Raw genomic sequence first — 14828 nt, 5'->3', positions numbered from 1 at the left:
TGGCGGGCTACGGTGGGGCGCTCGTACCCGACTCGGCTGAAAGCGTCCTCGCACCGTGATCTCCACCCTCCTGGTCCAGTACCCGTGGTTCTCCCCGGCGGTCCTCGCTCTGCTCGTGATCGCCGGCCCGGTCGCAGGCAGGTGGCTGTACGGGCGCCCACACGTCGCGTGGGTCCTGTTCGGGATCTCGCTCGTGCCGATCGTGCTGCTCACGCTCGTCCCGTCCGGTCGGGAGATCGTCGAACGGTGCGCCGTCGCCTGGGCGCTGCCCACGTTCGGCCGCGTCGAGCTCATGGCCAACGTCATCCTCTTCGTGCCGCCCGTCCTGCTCGCTGCGATCGCGAGCCGCCGCCCGCTGGTCGCGTTCCTCGGCGGCGTCGCGGGCTCCGCCGCGGTCGAGCTGGTGCAGGCGCTGGCCCCCGCGCTCGGTCGCTCGTGCGACACGAACGACTGGCTCACCAACTCGATCGGTGCCGCGATCGGTACCGTCCTGGCCGGTGCCGCGATCTGGGCCGCCCGACGTTCGCCCGCGCAGGAGCTCGTCGCGAACCACGGGGCCGAGTAGCGCTCAGCTGCCCGGAACGACGAACGGCGTGGGCCGGGTGACAAGCACCCGGCCCACGCCGTTCGTCGTTCCTCCTGAGGCGCCGCCCTCTGGGGCAGGAGCCTCAGCGAACGGTCACGCCTGCGGCGGGCGCGTCATCGACAGGACGTCGAGCGCCGTGTCGAGCTGCTCCTCGGTGACCTCGCCGCGCTCGACGAAGCCCAGGTCGATCACGGCCTCGCGGACCGTGAGGCCCTGCTTGACCGAGTGCTTGGCGACCTTGGCCGCCGCCTCGTAGCCGATCACGCGGTTGAGCGGCGTGACGATCGACGGCGAGGACTCCGCGAGCGCACGCGCACGCTCGACGTTGGCCGTGATGCCCACGACCGTCTTGTCCGCGAGGACGACCGACGCGTTCGAGAGCAGGCGGATCGACTCGAGCACACCGAGGGCGATGACGGGGATCTGCACGTTGAGCTCGAAGCTCCCCGACGCGCCGGCCCAGGCCACGGTCGCGTCGTTGCCGATCACGCGCGCGGCGATCATGAGGACGGCCTCGGGCACGACCGGGTTGACCTTGCCCGGCATGATCGACGAACCGGGCTGCAGGTCGGGGATGAAGATCTCGCCCAGGCCCGTGTTGGGGCCAGAGCCCATCCAGCGCAGGTCGTTGCAGATCTTCGTGATCGAGACCGCGATGGTGCGCAGCGCGCCCGAGAGCTCGACGAGCCCGTCACGCGAGCTCTGCGCCTCGAAGTGGTCGCGCGCCTCGGTCAGCGGCAGGCCCGTGTCCTCGACCAGCAGCGCGATGACCCGCTGCGGGAAGCCGGCCGGGGTGTTGATGCCCGTGCCGACGGCCGTCCCGCCCAGGGGCACCTCGGCCGCGCGGGGGAGCGCCGACTGCAGACGCTCGATCCCGTAGCGCATGGCCGCGGCGTACCCGCCGAACTCCTGGCCGAGCGTGACGGGGGTCGCGTCCATGAGGTGCGTGCGACCCGACTTCACGACCGTCGCGAACTCGGCCGCCTTGGCCTCGAGGGCCTCCGCGAGGTGCGTCAGGGCCGGGACCAGGTCGTGCACGACGCCCGCGGTCGCGGCCAGGTGCACCGACGTCGGGAAGACGTCGTTCGACGACTGCGAGGCGTTGACGTGGTCGTTCGGGTGGACCTCGCGGCCCAGCGAGCGCGTCGCGAGCGTCGCGAGGACCTCGTTGGTGTTCATGTTCGACGACGTGCCGGAGCCCGTCTGGAAGATGTCGATCGGGAAGTGGGCGTCGTGGGCGCCCGAGGCGACCTCGTCGGCGGCGGCCACGATGGCGGCCGCGACGTCCTCGTCGAGCACCCCCAGCTCGGCGTTCGCGCGCGCGGCGGCCTTCTTGACGCGAGCGAGGGCCTCGATGTGGCTGCGCTCGAGAGGAGTGCCCGACAGCGGGAAGTTCTCCACGGCGCGCTGCGTCTGCGCGCGGTAGAGGGCGGCCGCGGGGACGCGGACCTCACCCATGGTGTCGTGCTCGATGCGGTAGTCGGAAGCTTCGGCAGAAGTCATGGGCCTAATGGTGCCGCACCGGGACGGGTGTTCTCGAACCGGTCCGTCCACGACCCGCGAGCGGAGCGTCGGGCAGGTCCCGCCCGCAGGCGGGACCCGGGACTCACACGTCCGGGGTGTCGCCGACCTCGCCCACGACCTCGACCAGCCGGGCACGGCCGTCCGCGAGCGTGTACTCGACGCCGACGATCGCGAGCCGTCCCTCGGCGACCGCGTCGGCGAGCGCCGCGGAGTAGCCGTGCAGCATGTCCACGGTGTGGCGCACGTGCTCACGACGCAGCGTGTCGGGGTCGACGGCGGACACGCCACCCTTGCTGCTCGTGATGTTGACGATCGAGGGGATGACCCGGTCGACGACCGCGCGGACGAACCCGTCTGCCTGCTCGCCCGTCGCCAGCGTGTGGGCGGCCGCCGCGATCGCACCGCAGCTGTCGTGGCCGAGCACGACCACGAGCGGCGTGCCGAGGATGTTGACCCCGTACTCGATCGACCCGATCACCGTGGTGTCCAGGACGTGACCCGCGGTCCGCACGACGAACACGTCACCGAGCCCCTGGTCGAAGATGATCTCGGCCGCGACGCGCGAGTCCGCGCAGCCGAAGATCACCGTGTGGGGGTGCTGGGCCACGCTCACCTCGGCGCGACGCGCGGCGCCCTGCGACGGGTGCTCCATCTCGTCCCGCACGAAGCGCCCGTTGCCGTCGCGGAGCTGGGCCCAGGCCTCGGCAGGGGTCATGGAGGTGGTCTCGGGGGTGCTGCTCGTCGTCGTCACAACCTCCATGTTCGCTCACCTCGGACCGTGCCGTGCGCAGCGTTCACGATCTGACCACCTCCCTGGACACCCGCACGTGCGCACCCGGGCGAGCGGCGCCGTCGGGCACGGTGGAAATGTCGCTCGCGTGGCGAGACGTCCCGGAACCGGGTACCCCTAGAAGGAGGAACCAACCGAGGACGGGCGCAGCGATGCGCTCGTTGGAAGAAGGGGAGACCGTGCACCGACGCACCCGGGCACTCGCCGCGGCGCTGGCCGTCGCGACGATCGTGCCGCTCGCCGCGTGCAGCACCGGGGAGGGCTCCGGCCCACCCGTGCTCACCTGGTACATCAACCCGGACAACGGGGGGCAGGCCGAGATCGCAGCGTCCTGCAGCGACGCCTCGGGCGGCGCGTACAGCATCGAGACCTCGCTGCTGCCGCGCGACGCCGCGGCCCAGCGCGAACAGCTCGCGCGCCGCCTCGCGGCCAAGGACTCGTCGATCGACCTCATGAGCCTCGACCCGCCGTTCATCCCCGAGCTCGCCGAGGCGGGCTTCCTCGCCCCCGTGCCCGACGACGTCGCGACCGCGACGACCCAGGACGTCGTGCAGGGCGCGATCGACGGCTCGACGTGGAAGGACGAGCTCGTCGCGATCCCGTTCTGGGCCAACACGCAGCTCCTCTGGTACCGCAAGTCCGTCGCCGAGGCGGCGGGGCTCGACCTCACGCAGCCCGTGACGTGGGACCAGATCATGACCGCGGCGCAGGACCAGGACAAGTACCTCGCGGTGCAGGGTGCCAAGGCCGAGTCGCTGACCGTGTGGATCAACGCGCTCGTCGAGTCCGCCGGCGGGCAGATCCTCGAGAACCCCGAGGCCCCCGCCGACGAGCTCACGCTCGGCCTGGAGACCGACGCAGGCCGCGCCGCCGCGCGGATCATCGGCGAGATCGGGAGCTCGGGCCTCGGCGGCCCGGGCCTGCCGAGCGAGGACGAGTCCGCGTCGCTGACCCTCTTCCAGGGGGACAAGGGCTCGTTCATGGTCAACTGGCCGTTCGTGTGGTCCTCGACCCTGAGCGGCGTCGAGGCGGGCTCGCTCGAGCAGTCCCTGCTCGACGACATCGGCTGGACGACGTACCCGCAGGTGGTCGAAGGGCAGGACACGCGCCCGCCCTACGGCGGCATCAGCCTCGGCGTCGGGGCGTTCAGCGAGCACACCGACCTGTCCTACGAGGCCGCGCAGTGCATCGTGAGCGCCGAGAACCAGGCCGCCTACTTCGTGTCCGACGGGAACCCCGCGGCGAACACCGCGGCCTACGACGACCCCGCCGTGCAGGAGGCCTACCCCATGTACGACGTGATCCGGCAGTCGCTCGAACAGGCCGCGCCCCGGCCGCAGACGCCGTTCTACAACGAGGTCTCCACGGGCCTCCAGCAGACGTGGTACCCGCCCGCGAGCGTGACCGAGGACGGCACGCCCGTGAAGTCGACCGACTTCATCACCGCCGTCCTGCGAGGGGAGCGACTGCTGTGAGCACCGACACCCGGGGCGCCCACCCCGCCCAGCCGTCCAGGCCCGAGCCGGACCCCGCGCCCGACCTGACTCCCGACAAGAAGGCCAAGGCCGCGCGCAGCGACCGGGCCCGGGCCGAGGCGCGGCTCGGCTGGTACCTCGCGGGACCCGCGTTCGTCGTCATGCTGGCCGTGACGCTCTACCCGATCCTCCAGGCCGTCTACGACTCGCTGTTCAACTACAAGCTCACGGCCCCCGACGACCGCTCGTTCGTGGGCCTCGGCAACTACGTCGTGATCCTCACCGACCCCGTCTGGTGGCGCGACTTCGCCGTGACGTTCTTCATCATGGTCGTGTCCGTGGTCGTCGAGCTCGTCCTGGGCTTCGCGCTCGCGCTCGTCATGCACCGCGCGATCAAGCGCCTGCGCGGGCTCCTGCGCACCGCGATCCTCGTGCCCTACGGCATCATCACCGTGGTCTCGGCGTTCGCGTGGTTCTACGCGTTCGACATCACCTCCGGGTACGTCAACAGCTGGTTCGACTGGGTCCCCGGGATCGGGCCGGACCTCAACTGGTTCGCCCACCAGGGCACGAGCCTGTTCGTCATCATCGCGTCCGAGGTGTGGAAGACCACGCCGTTCATCTCGCTCCTGCTGCTCGCGGGCCTCGCTCAGGTCCCGGGCGAGCTCGAGGAGGCCGCGAAGGTCGACGGCGCCACGGCCTGGCAGCGCTTCTCGCGCGTGATCGTGCCCAACATGAAGGCCGCGATCATGGTCGCCGTCCTGTTCCGCGCGCTCGACGCGTTCCGCATCTTCGACAACGTCTTCATCATGACCAACGGCGCGAACAACACGGAGGTGCTGTCCTTGCTGGCCTACCGGACCTCGATCGGGCAGCTCCAGATCGGCATGGGCTCGGCGATCTCCGTGCTGCTGTTCCTGTGCGTGATCGGGATCTGCTTCGTCGCGATCAAGCTGTTCAAGGTGGATCTGGCCGGCGCGAGAGGGGAGCGATGATGGGTAGCGTCCTGAGCACCCGGGCCCGCGTGTGGTGGGCCGTCATCACGGTCGTCGTCCTCGTGGGGGCGCTGTTCCCGGTCCTGTCGATCCTCATGACGAGCTTCAAGGGACCGAGCGACCTCAACTCCGGCACGTTCCTGCCGCCGCAGTGGAGCACCGACAACTACGAGCAGATCCTGTCCTCGGGCGGCTCGGCGCAGGAGCTGTTCCTGTCGGCGCTGCGCAACTCGGTCGGCATCTCGCTCATCGCGACCGCGATCGCGGTCGTCCTCGCGACGCTCGCCGCGTACGCGATCGCGCGCCTGAACTTCCCGGGCAAGCGCCTGATCCTCACGACCGCGCTGGGCGTCTCGATCTTCCCCGTGGTCTCGATCGTCACGCCCCTGTTCAACCTGTGGCGCAACATCGGCCTGTACGACACGTGGCTCGGCCTGATCATCCCGTACCTGTCGCTGACGCTCCCGATCTCCATCTGGACCCTCGCGGCGTTCTTCCGCCAGATCCCGTGGGAGCTCGAGCAGGCCGCGCAGGTCGACGGCGCCACGCCGTGGCAGGCGTTCCGCAAGGTCATCGTGCCGCTCGCCGCGCCGGGCGTGTTCACCACGGCGCTCATCGCGTTCTTCATCGCGTGGAACGACTTCATCTACGGCATCTCGCTCACGTCCACGAGCGCGGCCCGGCCCGTGCCGGCGGCCCTGGCGTTCTTCACGGGCGCGTCGTACTTCGAGGAGCCCACCGGTGCCATCTCGGCTGCGGCCGTGGTCGTGACCATCCCCGTGGTGATCCTCGTGGTGCTGTTCCAGCGCCAGATCGTCTCCGGCCTGACGCAGGGGGCGGTCAAGGGATGAGCGCCACGTTCCGCCCGACGGCGCCGCCCACCCCGTGCGGGCAGGGCGCCCGCGCGTACGGGCCCGGGCCCGCACCTTGGCCTGGGCTCCGGCCCCGCCCCCGAAACCTTCGCCGCCCGTCCCCCGACCGAGGAGAGAGCTGATGGCCTCCATCACCCTCAAGAACATCGTCAAGAAGTACGGCGACGGGTTCCCCGCCGTCAAAGGCGTCAGCATCGACATCGCGGACGGCGAGTTCGTGATCCTCGTCGGCCCCTCGGGCTGCGGGAAGTCGACGCTGCTGCGCATGATCGTCGGCCTCGAGGACATCACCTCGGGCGACCTGCTGATCGACGGCGAGCGTGTCAACGAGAAGGCCCCGCGCGACCGCGACCTCGCGATGGTCTTCCAGAACTACGCGCTCTACCCGCACCTGACGGTCGCCGAGAACATCGCGTTCCCGCTGCGCCTGACCAAGGGCAAGTTCACCGACGCCGAGATCCGCGAGAAGGTCGAGCACGCGGCCGACCTCCTCGACCTGAACGAGCACCTCGACCGCAAGCCCGCCAACCTGTCCGGCGGGCAGCGCCAGCGCGTCGCGATGGGTCGGGCGATCGTGCGCGACGCCAAGGCGTTCCTGTTCGACGAGCCCCTGTCCAACCTCGACGCCAAGCTGCGCGGGCAGATGCGCACCGAGATCGCGCGCCTCCAGCGACGCCTCGCGACCACGACGGTCTACGTGACGCACGACCAGACCGAGGCCATGACGCTCGGCGACCGCGTCGCCGTCCTGCGCAAGGGCGAGCTCCAGCAGATCGCGAGCCCGCGCGCGCTGTACGAGCAGCCCGTCAACCTGTTCGTCGCGGGGTTCATCGGGTCCCCGCCCATGAACTTCCTGCCGGGCGAGGTCTCCGGGAGCAGCATGGAGCTGCCCTTCGGCACGTTCGAGCTGCCCGAGCGGATCGTCTCGGCGATCGGGGGGCGCGAGCTCGTGATCGTGGGGCTGCGCCCCGAGCACTTCGAGGACGCGCGCCTCGTCGACCCGACCAAGAAGGACCGGGGGCGGACGTTCGACGCGCAGATCGACGTGACCGAGTGGCTCGGCGCCGAGCTCTACGCCTACGTGCCGTTCGAGATGCACGCCTCGGTCGCGGCCCAGCTCGAGGAGCTCGACCGTGAGCTCGACGGCGAAGGACTGCGCACCCAGTTCGTCGTCGCGCTCAACTCGGCGTCCCGCGTGCGCGACGGCGACACGACCGAGCTCTGGTTCGACCCGGACAAGATGATGGTCTTCGACCCCGAGACGGGCGAGAACCTCACGCACGACCAGGACGAGGTGGACCGGCTCGACAAGGAGAACGAGGAGGACCGGCGCGCCTCGCTCGAACGGGCTCAGGCGCAGTCCGAGGGTCAGGCGCGCAAGAGCGCGTGACCCCCGGGCGTCCCGGTCAGTCGTCCTCGGTGCCGGCGTCCTGCGCGTCGACCGAGGTGGTCGGGGCGCCGTCTGCCGCCCGGGCCGACGCAAGACGTTCACGTGCGCCGTCGAGCCACTGCTGGCACCGGGCCGCGAGGGCCTCGCCGCGCTCCCACAGGGCGAGCGAGGCCTCGAGCGGTTCGCCGCCGGCCTCGAGGCGGGACACGACCTGGACCAGCTCGTCGCGCGCCTGCTCGTACGTGAGCGCTGCGACGTCGGCGGGGGGCGGGGTGGTGCTGCTCATGGTGCAGGGCCTTCCTGGGCTGAGGGTCTGGGGCGTCGGAGAGTGGGACGGTGGGCTGGGAGCGCTGGGCCCGGCCCGGCCGGAGGGATCGGGTCAGCGCACGGTCGCGTCGATCGCGCCGCTCGCGAGGCGCACGTGCAGGGCGTCGCCGGGGCTCACGTCCTCGGGGGACCGGACGATCCCGCCGTCGGGTCCGTGCACGACGGCGTAGCCCCGTTCGAGCGTCGACGCGGGGGACAGCGCGCGCACCTGGGCCGCGAGGCGGTCGACCTCGCCGTGCGCGCGGAGCAGGATCGCGTCGAGCGAGCGGCGGGCCCGGTCCCGGGCCGCGAGCACCTGCTGCTCGCGTGTGGAGATCATGGTCTCGGGGGCCGCGAGGACCGGACGAGAGCGCGCGCTGTCGAGACGCGACTGCTCACGCTGGAGCTGGTGCGTGATCGCGGCCCGGATCCGTGACCGGGCCTGCAGCACGCGCGCACGCTCCTCGCCCACGTCGGGCACGATGCGCTTGGCCGCGTCCGTGGGCGTCGAGGCGCGGTAGTCCGCGACCAGGTCGAGGAGCGGGGTGTCGGTCTCGTGGCCGATCGCGCTGACCAGGGGAGTGCGGCACGCAGCCGCCGCCCGGACGAGCGCCTCGTTGCTGAACGGCAGGAGGTCCTCGACCGCGCCACCGCCGCGCGCGACCACGATCACGTCGACGTCGGGTCGCGCGTCGAGCTCGGCGATCGCGGCGCTCACCTGCGAGACCGCGCTCGCGCCCTGCACCGCGACCTCGCGGATCTCGAAGCGCACCTGGGGCCAGCGCGCGCGGGCGTTGACGACGACGTCGTGCTCGGCCTTGGACTCGCGGCCGCACACGAGGCCCACGACAGCGGGCAGGAACGGGAGCGGGACCTTGCGGTCCGCGTCGAACAGGCCCTCGGCCGCGAGGATGCGCTTGAGGTGCTCGATCCGGGCCAGGAGCTCGCCGATCCCGACCGTGCGGACCTCGCTCGCCTGGAGCTGGAACGAACCGCGCTTGGGCCAGAACACGGGCTTGGCGTGGACGACGACGTGCGCTCCCTCGGCGAGCGGCGTGCTCGCTGCGTCGAAGACCCGGGCCATCGCGGCGACCGGGAGGGACATGTCGGCGTCCGTGTCACGGAGCGTGAGGAAGGCCATCGAGGCGCCGGGACGACGGTTGAGCTGCACGACCTGCCCCTCGACCCAGACCGGCGACATCTTGTCGATGTACGCGGTGATCTTGCTCGACAGGAGCCGGACGGGCCAGGGGTGCTCGGCGCTCGTGTCGAGGGCCCGGACGGGGAGCGCGGTCGGCTGTGCGGGCGGCTGTACCGGGGAGGCCGGGGGGCCGGTGGGGTCGGCGGGTCGGTCGGTCACGGGTCAAGCCTGCCTCATGGGTGTGACAGGCGCCGATCCCGCACGCACCCGCCGGTCTTGGCCGGCGGACCCGTGGGGATCCTGTGGAGTTGCTGCCAGGACATGGCCCGGAGCCTGCCCGGACCCGGCCGCCAGGCCGAGCGCCGCAGACCCGTCACCTAGACTTGTGGCGTGACTTCCCCGACTGGTAAGCGTGTCCTCCTCGCCGCCCCCCGCGGCTACTGCGCGGGCGTCGACCGTGCGGTGATCGCGGTCGAGAAGGCGCTCGAGCACTACGGTGCCCCCGTGTACGTCCGCAAGGAGATCGTGCACAACAAGTACGTCGTCGAGTCGCTGAGCGACAAGGGCGCGATCTTCGTCGACGAGACCGACGAGGTGCCCGAGGGCGCGCGCGTCGTGTTCTCGGCGCACGGCGTCTCGCCCGCGGTCCACGAGGCGGCCGCCCAGCGCAACCTCCAGACGATCGACGCGACGTGCCCCCTGGTCACCAAGGTGCACAAGGAGGCCGTGCGCTTCGCGGCGGACGACTACGACATCCTGCTGATCGGCCACGAGGGCCACGAGGAGGTCGAGGGCACCGCAGGCGAGGCCCCGGACCACGTCCAGATCGTCAACTCGCCCGACGACGCCGCGAACGTCACGGTCCGCGACCCGGAGAAGGTCGTGTGGATCTCGCAGACGACGCTGTCGGTCGACGAGACCATGGAGACGGTCGACCGCCTGCGCGAACGGTTCCCGACGCTGCAGAACCCGCCGTCGGACGACATCTGCTACGCGACGCAGAACCGTCAGGTCGCGGTGAAGAAGCTCGCGCCCGCGTGCGAGCTCGTGATCGTGGTCGGGTCGGCGAACTCGTCGAACTCGGTGCGTCTCGTCGAGGTCGCCCTGGGCGCCGGCGCGGACGCGTCGTACCGCATCGACCGCGCACAGGAGATGGACGAGTCGTGGCTCGAGGGCGTGACGACCGTCGGTGTGACCTCGGGGGCCTCGGTCCCGGAGATCCTCGTGAACGACGTCCTGGCGTACCTGGCCGAGCGCGGCTACGGCGACGTGCAGGAGGTGCGCACCGCGACCGAGGACCTCATGTTCTCGCTCCCCAAGGAGCTGCGCGCGGACCTCAAGGCCGCGGGCAACGCGCCTGCGCGCCCGCGTCGCGAGAACCGCACGGCGCTCTCGGTCGAGCCCGTCTGACGCCGGCTCGCTGACGTGCACGAGGCCCGTCCCGGATGCTCCGGGACGGGCCTCGTCCGTCGTCACGTCAGGACGCGTCCGCTCCCCGGTCGCGTTCGTGCCGCCCGGGGGCGTTGATGGTCCCGAGCATCCCGGCGTCGAGCGGGCCCTGCTCGTCGTCATCCGCCGGAGCGGCGCCTGCGCGCGACCCCGGGATCTCGTCGATCGCGACGAAGCTCTCGTGGACCGAGGCGAGGAGCTCGGGGGCGCTCACCGCGCTGAGCTGCGGGTTGGCCGCGGCGGGGGTCTCGAGGTCCTCGTCGACGACGTTGAGGTCGGCGAACCGGCGCGCGCTCACGAGCACGCGCGTCTCGAGGGACGCGACGGTCTTGTTGTACGACTCGGCGGCTCCCTGGATCGACCGGCCGAGCTTGGCGAGGTGGGTGCCCATGACGGCGAGGCGCCCGTGGAGCTCCTTGCCGAGCGTGAGGACCTGCTGGGCGTTCGCGGCGAGCGCGTCCTGCCGCCAGGCGTAGGCGACGGTCCGCAGCAGAGCGATCATGGTCATGGGGGCCGCGATGATGACGTTCTTCGCGACCGCGTACTCCAGGATCGAGGGGTCCTGCTCGATCGCGGCCGACAGGAACGACTCGGCGGGGACGAACATGACGACGAACTCCGGCGCGGGGCTGAACTGGTCCCAGTACCGCTTGCCCGCGAGGTCGTCGATGTGCTTGCGGAAGTGGCGTGCGTGCGCGGCGAGCCGTTCCTCCCGGACACGGGGGTCGGTGGTCTGCTGCGCGTCGAGGTAGCCGAGGAAGGCGACCTTGGCGTCGACCACGATGTTCTTGCCGCCTGCGAGCTTGATGACCATGTCGGGGCGCAGCGCACCGTCGTCGGTGCTGACCTGGTCCTGCTCCATGAAGTCGACGTGGGGGATCATGCCCGCGGCCTCGACGACGCGGCGCAGCTGGAGCTCGCCCCAGGCGCCGCGGACCTGCGAGGAGCGCAGCGCGGTCACGAGCTGGGCGGTCTCGGCGCGCAGTGCCTCGGAGTCGTGGCGCATGCCGCGGACCTGCTCGGCGAGCGTGCCGTGGGCCTCGCGGCGCGCCTGCTCTGCGGCGGAGACCTCGGCCTTGACCTGGTCGAGGGCCTTGCTGAGGGGCTCGACGAGCTGCTGCACGGCCTGCTCGCGCTTGGCGAGCTCGGCCTCCCCGACCTGCTGGCTGCGCTTGAAGCGCTCCTCGGCCTGCGTGAGGAACTGCTCGGAGCTGTTCGCGAGCGCCTTGCGCGCGAGGGCCTCGAACTGGGCCTCGAGCCGGGCCTGGTCGCCGCGGATCTCTGCGAGCCGCTTCTCGGAACCGGCGCGCAGCTCCTCGATCGCCCGCTCGTGGTTGGCGCGCTCGATGTCGAAGCGCTCGTCCGCGGCGCGCTCGGTGCCCGCGAGCTGGCGACCGAACGCCTCGCGCTCGGTCCGGAGCTGACGCTCGAACCCTTCACGCTCTGCGGCGAGGCGCTCGGCGAGGCCCGCGCCGCGCGCGGCCTCCTGCTGGGCCTGGGTCAGGAGCCCGGTGAGCCGGCCGATCTCGGCGCGCCCGGAGTCGGGGGAGGTGCGGCGCGCGAGCCAGCCCAGGAGGGCTCCCACGAGGAGTCCGACGACGAGCATGAGCCACGGCAGGGCGTTGTCCATGCCCGCACTCTGCCAGGTGGTACCCACACGGGACGGGGAGCTGCGTCGTCGGGCGCGTCGGAGGTCCTCGCGCGACCGCCCGCACGGGTGAATCCGGCTCCCACCTGGAAAGACGTGACATATCTCCTGGGGAGAGGCCGTCCGGCTCCACTAGGTTTGTCCGTATGGCCCACGATCCTGAGCCCCGCGACCAGTTCCCACCCGTCGACGACACCGCCCCGGCAGCACCCGCAGCGCCTGGCCTGCAGACCGCCGCGCCCGTGCTCGCCCCTGCGACGCCCACGCCCCCGACCGACGCGGCGGGCACGGCCCCCGCGCTGTCGGTGCGCGGGCTGTGGAAGAAGTTCGGCGAGAAGATCGCCGTGGCGGGCATCGACCTCGACGTCCCCGCCGGCTCGTTCTACGGGCTCGTCGGCCCCAACGGCGCGGGCAAGACGACCGCGCTGTCGATGGCCACGGGTCTGCTGCGCCCGGACTTCGGCTCGGTCCACGTGCACGGCCTGGACCTGTGGGCGAACCCGCTCGAGGGCAAGCGTCTGCTGGGCATCCTCCCGGACGGCGTGCGCCTGTTCGACCGGCTCACGGGCGCGCAGCTCATCACGTACGCGGGCCTGCTGCGCGGCATGGACCGCGAGACGGTCGCCGAGCGCACCGCGGACCTGCTCGAGGCCCTGGGCCTGGCGGCCGACGCGAACACGTTCGTGGTCGACTACTCGGCGGGCATGACCAAGAAGATCGCACTGGCCTCGGCGCTGATCCACGCCCCGAACCTGCTCGTGCTCGACGAGCCGTTCGAGGCCGTCGACCCGGTCTCCGCGGCCAACATCCGCGAGATCCTCAACGGCTACGTCGCGAGCGGCGGCACGGTCATCGTGTCCTCGCACGTCATGGACCTGGTCCAGCGCATGTGCGACCACGTCGCGGTCATCGCGGGCGGGCACGTGCTCGCGGCCGGCACCGTGGACGAGGTCCGCGCGGGCCAGAGCCTGGAGGACCGTTTCGTGGACCTCGTGGGCGGGCGTCACACGACGGAGGGGCTGTCGTGGTTGCGCACCTCGTAAGGCTCAAGCTCACCCTCCTGCGCAACACGCTCAAGAAGAGCGTGTGGCAGACGGTGGGGCTGGTCCTCGGCATCCTCTACGGGCTGGGCGTCATCTCGATGGCCCTGGTCGGCCTGACGGTCCTGGGCACCACGGCCCCCGAGGTGGCGGGCCAGATCATCACGATCGTCGGCTCGGTCGTCGTGCTCGCGTGGTGGATCGTGCCGCTGTTCGCGTTCGGCGTGGACGCGACGCTCGACCCGCAGCGCTTCGTGACGTTCGCGGTGCCGCAGCGTCAGCTCCTCGCGGGGCTCGCGGTCGCGGGTCTCGTGGGCATCCCGGGGATCGTGACGCTCGTCGCCTCGGCCGGGACGGCGCTCGCGTGGTGGCGTTCGCCGCTCGCGGCCGTGGCCGCGCTCGTGGGCGCGCTGCTCGCGGTCGCGCTGTGCGTCGTCGGGTCCCGTGCGACGACGACCGCGCTCGCCCCGCTGCTCGACTCGCGGCGCTACCGCGAGGTCCTGTCGATCGCGGCGTTCGTGCCGCTCATGCTCGCCGGGCCGATCATCGGCTGGGCGACGTCGGCGATCGCTCGCGGCCAGGAGGTGCTGCCGGTCATCGCGGACGTCCTGGGGTGGACGCCGTTCGGTGCGCCGTGGGCGGTCGCGTCCGCGGTGTCCGACGGCGCCTGGGGCCTCGCGCTCGTGCGGCTCGCCATCGCGGTGGTCGTCCTGGTCGCGGCGTGGGTCGTGTGGGACCGCGCGCTCGCCAAGGCCCTGGTCGCGCCGCACGGCGGCGCCTCGGCCGGCAAGTCCAAGGGGCTCGGCTGGTTCGACCGTTTCCCCGCGACGCCCGTGGGAGCCGTGGCGGCACGCTGCCTGACGTACTGGTTCCGGGACCCGCGCTACTCGGGTTCGATCGCCGTGGTCCCGCTGCTCCCGGTCCTGCTGTGGTTCGTCGGGTCGAGCATGCGGGCCGACGGCGGCGACGGGTTCGTCGAGCTCATGCTCGTGCTGGGCCCGGTCACGGCCTTCACGTTCGGGTTCGCGATCTCGGCGGACGTCGCGTACGACCACACGGCGTTCTGGACCCAGGTGTCGTCGGGCGTGAGCGGGTTCGCGGACCGCGCGGGCCGTGTGGTCGCGGCCGCGGTCATCGGGGTGCCGGTCGTGCTGGTCTTCGCGGTGGGCTCGGTCGCGTTCACGGGGCGCTGGGACCTCCTGGTCGCCACGATCGGGCTGAGCCTGGGTGTGCTCGGTGCGGGGCTGGGCGTGTCGAGCGTGGTCTCGGCGCGCCTGCTCTACCCGGTACCGAAGCCGGGGGACAGCCCGTTCAAGTCTCCCCAGGGCGCCGCGATGGCGACGCTGGTCGCCCAGATGATCACGATGCTGGTCCTCACGGCGCTGTGCCTGCCGGCCGCGGGGCTGGCGCTCACGAACGTCCTGACGGGGGCGGCGGTCTGGGGCTGGCTCGCGCTGGTCGTGGGCGTCGGCCTCGGGGTGGTCTTCCTCGTGGTGGGCATGCGCTGGGGCGGCCGCCTGGTCGACCAGCGCGGCCCGGAGCTCCTCCAGCAGGTCATGAGCTACAAGTAGGCGGTCCCCGCAGCGGCCCGACGGCGCCGCTCGCCCAGGTG

Annotated in this window: 13 protein-coding genes; 8 read left to right on the top strand and 5 right to left on the bottom strand. The window is 71.7% G+C overall.

Annotated elements, in window-relative coordinates; all coding sequences use genetic code 11:
• Positions 1–55: 55 nt before the first annotated feature.
• A complete protein-coding gene (locus JOD48_RS20195) occupies positions 56–565 on the top strand; it encodes a VanZ family protein (protein ID WP_191788784.1) in 510 nt (169 codons plus the stop codon).
• A 114-nt stretch (positions 566–679) separates the two neighbouring features.
• On the opposite strand, the gene JOD48_RS13975 is transcribed toward JOD48_RS20195, so the two are convergent.
• Positions 680–2089 (bottom strand): class II fumarate hydratase, encoded by a 1410-nt coding sequence (locus tag JOD48_RS13975; protein ID WP_204809565.1) that lies wholly within the window; start codon positions 2087–2089, stop codon positions 680–682.
• A 103-nt stretch (positions 2090–2192) separates the two neighbouring features.
• Positions 2193–2870 (bottom strand): carbonic anhydrase, encoded by a 678-nt coding sequence (locus JOD48_RS13970; protein ID WP_275581462.1) that lies wholly within the window; start codon positions 2868–2870, stop codon positions 2193–2195.
• 209 nt (positions 2871–3079) lie between these two features.
• Between JOD48_RS13970 and JOD48_RS13965 the strand changes: the two genes are divergently transcribed.
• The 4 genes from JOD48_RS13965 to JOD48_RS13950 all read left to right on the top strand — a co-directional run bounded on the left by JOD48_RS13965 (position 3080) and on the right by JOD48_RS13950 (position 7632).
• Positions 3080–4375 carry an extracellular solute-binding protein gene (locus tag JOD48_RS13965; protein ID WP_307824160.1) on the top strand — a complete coding sequence of 432 codons (1296 nt, stop codon included), beginning with the start codon at positions 3080–3082 and terminating at the stop codon, positions 4373–4375.
• A 65-nt stretch (positions 4376–4440) separates the two neighbouring features.
• Entirely contained in the window at positions 4441–5370 is a 930-nt protein-coding gene (locus JOD48_RS13960; protein ID WP_225226531.1) for a carbohydrate ABC transporter permease, read from the top strand.
• Positions 5367–6221: a carbohydrate ABC transporter permease gene (locus JOD48_RS13955; RefSeq protein WP_191788787.1), complete on the top strand. Its 855-nt coding sequence runs from the start codon at positions 5367–5369 to the stop codon at positions 6219–6221. Before JOD48_RS13960 ends, JOD48_RS13955 begins: the two co-directional genes overlap by 4 nt.
• A gap of 142 nt (positions 6222–6363) precedes the next feature.
• Positions 6364–7632 carry an ABC transporter ATP-binding protein gene (locus JOD48_RS13950; protein WP_191788788.1) on the top strand — a complete coding sequence of 423 codons (1269 nt, stop codon included), beginning with the start codon at positions 6364–6366 and terminating at the stop codon, positions 7630–7632.
• A 16-nt stretch (positions 7633–7648) separates the two neighbouring features.
• On the opposite strand, the gene JOD48_RS13945 is transcribed toward JOD48_RS13950, so the two are convergent.
• Positions 7649–7918 (bottom strand): exodeoxyribonuclease VII small subunit, encoded by a 270-nt coding sequence (locus tag JOD48_RS13945; RefSeq protein WP_191788789.1) that lies wholly within the window; start codon positions 7916–7918, stop codon positions 7649–7651.
• A 93-nt stretch (positions 7919–8011) separates the two neighbouring features.
• Positions 8012–9298 carry an exodeoxyribonuclease VII large subunit gene (gene xseA / locus JOD48_RS13940; RefSeq protein WP_204809563.1) on the bottom strand — a complete coding sequence of 429 codons (1287 nt, stop codon included), beginning with the start codon at positions 9296–9298 and terminating at the stop codon, positions 8012–8014.
• Positions 9299–9469: 171 nt separating this feature from the next.
• Between xseA and JOD48_RS13935 the strand changes: the two genes are divergently transcribed.
• Positions 9470–10489 (top strand): 4-hydroxy-3-methylbut-2-enyl diphosphate reductase, encoded by a 1020-nt coding sequence (locus JOD48_RS13935; RefSeq protein WP_204809562.1) that lies wholly within the window; start codon positions 9470–9472, stop codon positions 10487–10489.
• Positions 10490–10556: 67 nt separating this feature from the next.
• Here JOD48_RS13935 and JOD48_RS13930 read toward each other — a convergent pair whose 3' ends face one another.
• Positions 10557–12158, bottom strand: a complete 1602-nt coding sequence (locus JOD48_RS13930) for a DNA recombination protein RmuC (protein WP_191788792.1) — start codon at positions 12156–12158, stop codon at positions 10557–10559.
• A gap of 164 nt (positions 12159–12322) precedes the next feature.
• Here JOD48_RS13930 and JOD48_RS13925 point away from each other — a divergent pair, with 164 nt between their 5' ends.
• Together JOD48_RS13925 and JOD48_RS13920 are read left to right on the top strand one after the other, a co-directional pair.
• Positions 12323–13219: an ABC transporter ATP-binding protein gene (locus JOD48_RS13925; RefSeq protein ID WP_191788793.1), complete on the top strand. Its 897-nt coding sequence runs from the start codon at positions 12323–12325 to the stop codon at positions 13217–13219.
• A complete protein-coding gene (locus JOD48_RS13920; RefSeq protein ID WP_204809561.1) occupies positions 13201–14787 on the top strand; it encodes a hypothetical protein in 1587 nt (528 codons plus the stop codon). The genes JOD48_RS13925 and JOD48_RS13920 overlap by 19 nt, the downstream gene beginning before the upstream one ends.
• The last annotated feature ends 41 nt before the right edge of the window (positions 14788–14828 follow it).

The organism is Oerskovia paurometabola (assembly GCF_016907365.1).
Lineage (GTDB): Bacteria > Actinomycetota > Actinomycetes > Actinomycetales > Cellulomonadaceae > Oerskovia > Oerskovia paurometabola.
Note: the sequence above shows the minus strand (reverse complement) of the source record. Positions and strands in the feature narration are given on the sequence as shown.